This is a genomic window from Dolichospermum sp. UHCC 0352, from assembly GCF_009711925.1.
Taxonomy (GTDB): Bacteria; Cyanobacteriota; Cyanobacteriia; order Cyanobacteriales; family Nostocaceae; genus Dolichospermum; species Dolichospermum lemmermannii.
In genome coordinates, this window is the sequence record NZ_VIKY01000214.1 from 24,112 (window position 1) to 30,111 (window position 6,000).

The following is a 6,000-nucleotide window of genomic DNA, read 5'->3' on the forward strand; positions in this document are numbered from 1 at the left end:
TAGTGAAGTAGAGAGTTCTAAAATAGACATCTACTATGCGTGCTGCCATTTCACTTTTAGTATCGAGTCTGGTCCTTGGCTCCTTAGCTTTTAACTGCGAAGCAGTACAGACTCGTTTTTCCGCTCTGTCAATGGCTAAGTCCGATTACCAGCTTTCACCTTTGGTGTTAAACCAGAGTTTCAACCTGGCTGATAACTCCAAACCTAGCCCCAACCAACCCGAAAAGCCCAATCCTCACCGAGGTAGTGGTCGTAGAGGATTAGATGGATAAGTTGGCAATTTCAGTTCTGTTATGGAAGCGTCAAAGCGTAAAACCTGCCAACCCAGAAATGATATTACCGGATTATTGGATCTTTTAAATCCTGCATACCACTTCTTGAATCGAAACGATATAGACAGTTACAGCACTACACTTGTTTGATTCTATCGTTTGTAAATTTCCCTTTCACTGACACCAGATATAGATAGTTACAAGCACTATATCTTTGATCAGTCCCACGGCTACTGCGTCGTCACGCAAGCTATCAGTATTGCAATTTCTCTGCTAAAAACATAGACAGTTACAGCACTTCATCTCTCGAAAATTGTTCAATATTTCATCAAAACATCCGGTAATTACTCAAACCTTGGCGTGTATTGGTGACCAATTCACTAATACACGTACCAATCTCACCTGTGGTAATCGCGCCCGGTACACATTGGGCGTTAGTAGGTGGGAACAATTACCGGAAGTGAGGAAAAAGAAAACTTTTCTTAGTTATCAACCTTCATTGTGAATACTGAATTTCTAGTGACTTGGTTTGTGAGCAATCCAATATTTACTGACGAAGTGAACTTGGGTTTCTATTTGCTCAAATCCAGCTTTTTCTAACCGCTCTACCAGGTTATCTGTAACGTAATGATTGTAATAAGGTTCATGAAAAGTCTCTGAGAAGTTTTTGACAACTAATTCCATCTCCGGTAGATCATTTTCTTGAATGGAATCACAGATGATAAAAACGCCTCCTGGTTTTGTGACCCGAAAACACTCTTCAATTACAGTTTGACGAACTGCCGCTGGTAACTCATGAAACAGAAAAACACAAGTTGTGCCATGAAAATAATTATCTCGATAAGGCAACTCTTCGACATTTCCTTGCACGAGTTGCGGTAATTCTCCAGGAATTTGGGATAATAGTTCGTTGGCTTTCCGCAAATAGGCTGAGGATAAATCTATACCAAATAAAGATACGTCGGGTAAAGCTGCTCTGATTAACTTCAGTGTTCGTCCAGTACCACAAGCAATATCTATGACTCGGAGTTGTTCTTGGGGAATATGGTCAAATGCTGTTAGTTGGGATTTGAGAGGACAGAGGATGCGTCTTCTCATGGCATCAGTTGAGCCACCAAACAGAATTTCCACCTGTAAGTCATATAAATTGGCGGACAGTTCACTCAAATAGCCATCTGTTTGGTAATGGAAGTTCTGTAAATAGTAGCTGGGATAGTTGTCTGTGGCTATTTCTTGAGAAAATTCTTGATATTTTCGGTTTTTAATGCGTTCCCAGATGTTTGGTAAGTCTAAGCATATTAATGGATAGTAACGGAAGAAATCGTCCCAAGAATTATCAAATAATAAATTTTGTGGATACACACCTGCTTGACTATCTTCCCAGTCTCTTGCCAATAACTGGTTCATATTGTCTTGAAGTTGTGTGAGCAATTTCGGGGATAAAGGACTGATATTGGGCTGAAGTGATGGATAAATTAGGTTTTTGATCTGTGAACTTACGGTTTTGTGAGCAAAAGCAAAGTAATTCTTCCCTGATTGCAGAGCTTGGTAGCTTAATTTTGTGAAAATATCAAACATAGATAAAATTAAGTTTTGTTGAGTGTGTCGAGTTTTATAGCTCGTCCAGATTTTTATAGCCAAAAAAATGGAAAATGTAAATCATTCATCACAATTTTTACCTGTTAACAGGTGTGAATGGTTTATTTTATGGACATACAAACCACGACAGTCGCCCTCCTAGCCTTCTACGTCGCCTGGAATTTGGGTGCAAATGATGTTGCTAATGCGATGGGAACTTCTGTGGGTTCTGGGGCTATTACGCTCAAACAGGCAATCATTATTGCTGGGGTGTTAGAGTTTCTGGGTGCTGTCTTGTTTGGACAAGAGGTAACATCTACCCTTGGCACGAAAATCGCTAATCCAGCCTTATTTGTGACGACACCACAAACTTTAGTGATGGGAATGATAGCGGTACTGCTAACGGCTGGGATCTGGCTACAAATTGCTACAGCTAGGGGTTTACCTGTGTCTTCGTCTCATGCCATTGTGGGAGCGATCGCTGGCTTTAGTTGGGTAGCTTTAGGAATAGAAGCAATAGATTGGTCATCCATTGGTTTAATTACCATTGGCTGGATTTTAACACCAATAATTAGTGGCGCGATCGCCGCTGGGTTTTATAGTCTGATTCAACATTGGATTTTTAACCAACCCCAGCCCCTATCCCAGTTACAGGAATGGATTCCCTGGTTAAGTACATTGCTATTGAGTGTATTTGGCATTATCGTTCTCCCCACAATCACTCAACCTCTGAGTCAGTTCTTACTCACAGAGGGAAAATTGAATATTCCCCCCCATGACATCACCCTATTCATCGGTGGAATGGCTGCAATTAGCTTGACTTTGATCAGTTGGCGACAATTGGCAAATAGTCAAATTGACAATAAAATTCAAGGTTTATTTGCCAAATTTCAAGTTTTGAGTGCTTGTTTCGTGGCCTTTGCTCATGGTTCTAATGATGTTGGTAATGCGATCGCCCCCCTAGCAGTAATTTCCTACATTAATCAACAAGGTAAAGTCCCCAGTGATCAACTCACCATTCCCCTCTGGATTCTAGTTCTCGGTGCGATGGGGATTGTCGCAGGTTTAGCAGTTTGGGGTAAAAAAGTTATCGCTACCATCGGCGAAAATATTATTTCCTTAGAACCTAGTAACGGATTTTGTGCCGAACTGGCCACAGCCATCACCATCTTAATAGCTTCCCGCTTAGGTTTACCCGTTTCCACCTCCCACGCCCTTGTCGGTGGAGTTGTGGGTATTGGACTGGTACAGAACATTAAATCAATAAAATTTGCTACTATCCAAAATATCGCTGCGGCCTGGTTAATTACAGTCCCCATCAGTGCCGCCCTGAGTGCCACTATTTTTACCCTCATGGCAATTTTCTGGCAGTGAACTACCTACACTTCCCTTGCGGGTAAGTATAGGCTTCCTACCCAGTTAACAGCTTTTTGCTCTTCGAGAACAACAAGACTGATGTTAAGGCCATAGGCTGACCCCTCGTTCCAAAGGCAAAATCAATGGCAACTATCAATCAATAGGTATTCCGCACTGATTTGATGCTTGTAGTTAGGTATTCATTTGTAAGACTTTCATCACTATCATTCCTGAAAAAAATGATAGATAATAATCTTGTAATAAGTTAATTAAATTTATAAGTTCAGTGAAATTGTTCAGTTTCCTGTCTTTTCTCAAGGAAACTTAATACAGATGTTGGTCTGGTATCCGGGGCAGCAACTTAATCATCAAGGTGTTAGAGGCTAGAAACTGATGGGGCGATTTGAGAAGCGACCAGAAAACCCACGCATTAGAGGTGAGCTATCCAGAGCCGCAGAAAATGCCCTATGGGATGTAGTTGAGGATTTAGAAAATCTTCAACAAAATCTATTGAGGTCGTTACAGGAAGACGTAAAACGCTTAGAAATTGAAAAAACCAGACTATCTACCGATATTCAAAAGTTAATTGAGGAAAAAGAACAGTTACAACAATCACGGCAAATTACGGAACAGCAAGTATTAATCCGTCAATTAGCAGAAGTTTTAGCCAAACACATATCTTCCCAATTACAATCCTCACTAAAAACTTTAGCTACTCAAGCCGTAGAATATAATCCCTCTGATCTAGTCACGTTGCAAAATGCTCAAATAAATAATAATACAGTTAATGAAATCGGACAGAATGTCACTAATATGCTAGACAGTCTGGATGATAACGTCACTATTGCCTTTAATTCCCTATTACAAGAACTCAAAAACTATCAAGGTGATCTTTCCCAACAGTTGTCACGGATGTATAGCCAACAACAGCAAGGGGAAGCAATATTAGCAGAATTTGTAAATCGTCTCCGCAGTGAAGTAGAAAAAAATCGAGATGCAAACTCTCTCAAGGTAATAACAGGGGGCCCACCCACAGTTTTACAACTAGCTGATAGTCTGCGTGGTGAAGCCATAACTCATCAAAATGGAAATGGGGAAAAATCCTCACAAAAAATCATTGTCGAACCAGTTACTTTAATTCCTCACCAATCCCCACAGGGTGATTCTACATCAGCAGCCAATGCGGTTATATTATCTTCACCAACAGAGAAAAGCCCCGAACCCAGTTCTTTCGTAAATCCAGATTTACCAGCAATACCAGAAAATCAAAGCCCTGAACTCAGTTCTTTCGTAAATCCAGATTTACCAGCAATACCGGAAAATCAAAGCCCTGAACTCAGTTCTTTCGTAAATCCAGATACATCACTGGAAGACAAAAACTCTGAACTTAGTGCTGTTTTGACTTCTAAAGTATTAACAGCACCAACATTAGGAGAGACAAAACCTGAACCAGTTTCTGTTTTAACTCCTAATTTATCAACAGGACGACCGCCAACACCAAAATTAAGGCGCGAAACAACATCTAAACAAAAAACAACGCCTAAACAACCAGCAACTCCTCAGCAACCAGCAACTCCTAGACAACCAGAAACTCCTAGACAACAAAGATCCCGCACCTCTCCCAACTGGTCACAGTTGCAAATAGGTTTCCTCTTGATCTGTTTGTCTACAGTGGTTTCGTCTCTTTATAATGTAGCAATTAAAGCAATTTTCTTTACAGCTTCTAACCCCTTGGGCGGATTGCCAACCCAACAGTTAATCTTTCCCACATTGGGGAATATTTTCTTAATTTTGATGCTACGTTTATTAGTGGTTGTACCATTAATGTTACTTTTATCGCCGATATTACATCCTCCTATTTGGCAAGAGCTAGAAAATTTATTTGCTTCATTACGGGCAAATGCAACCCCTGTTCAGAACAAAACTAAACAGTCCTTGTTTTTGTCAGTAATTAGCGGTTGTTTATTATTTTTATCCCAGGTATTTATTTACATTGCTATCGGTGAAGTCACAACAGGAATAGCGATCGCCCTCTTCTTTATCTATCCAGTTATGAGTGTCTTCCTATCCTGGGTTCTATTTCAGGAACGTCCCAGTTTAATGGTAACAGGGGCAATGGCAGCAATTTTTTGTGGTGAATTATTAGTTTTAGGCAGTCAGTCTGTAGGGGTGAATAATACCTCACTAGGAAGCACCACGGCCATTCTGTCCGGGATAGCATTTGCAATTTATGTTATTCTGACGAGAATATGCGCTACTAAACTCAAACTACATCCAGTATCTTTGACTTCAATTAACTTCACTACCATGTTGTTATTAAGTTTTATTTGCTTAATCATCCCTTTACCCAGTAATTTAGGTTTAGCAATTAGCTCATCGAATATCCTGGAATTGGTGTTAAGTGCTTTTATATTAGGTGTCTTGACTTTGTGCGGTTACTTATTCAATAATTTTGGCATTCGTAACCTAGGCACTCCTGTATCCTCTTTAATTGGAGCTACAGTCCCAATTTTAACCGTAATTTTTGCTGGGGTAATGCTACAAGAATCCCTAAATATTGCCCAAGTGATCGGAGTTATCTTGGTTACGGTAGGTGCAGCAAGTATTAGCTTGAAAAAAACACCTAATCAGCTACAACCTAGTGAATGAGTGGGGGAGGTAGGGGGAGTGGGGGAGGTAGGGGAGTGGGGGAGGTAGGGGAGCTGTCTCTTATACACATCTAGATGTGTATAAGAGACAGCATTAGAGGTGAGCTATCCAGAGCCGCAGAAAATGCCCTATGGGATGTAGTTGA

At 40.5% G+C, this 6,000-nt stretch carries 4 protein-coding genes; 3 read left to right on the top strand and 1 reads right to left on the bottom strand.

Annotation, left to right across the window (positions count from 1 at the left end):
* The first annotated feature begins 35 nt into the window (after positions 1-35).
* Positions 36-272, top strand: a complete 237-nt coding sequence (patX, locus tag FJR06_RS14860) for a heterocyst-inhibiting protein PatX (protein ID WP_015078262.1) — start codon at positions 36-38, stop codon at positions 270-272.
* A gap of 516 nt (positions 273-788) precedes the next feature.
* On the opposite strand, the gene FJR06_RS14865 is transcribed toward patX, so the two are convergent.
* On the bottom strand, positions 789-1,850 hold the full coding sequence (locus tag FJR06_RS14865) for a class I SAM-dependent methyltransferase (RefSeq protein WP_015078261.1): 1,062 nt from the start codon (positions 1,848-1,850) through the stop codon (positions 789-791).
* A 129-nt stretch (positions 1,851-1,979) separates the two neighbouring features.
* Between FJR06_RS14865 and FJR06_RS14870 the strand changes: the two genes are divergently transcribed.
* Both FJR06_RS14870 and FJR06_RS14875 read left to right on the top strand, forming a co-directional pair.
* A complete protein-coding gene (locus FJR06_RS14870; protein WP_254434434.1) occupies positions 1,980-3,224 on the top strand; it encodes an inorganic phosphate transporter in 1,245 nt (414 codons plus the stop codon).
* Between the two features lie 375 nt (positions 3,225-3,599).
* On the top strand, positions 3,600-5,855 hold the full coding sequence (locus FJR06_RS14875; RefSeq protein ID WP_015078259.1) for an EamA family transporter: 2,256 nt from the start codon (positions 3,600-3,602) through the stop codon (positions 5,853-5,855).
* Positions 5,856-6,000 lie beyond the last annotated feature (145 nt).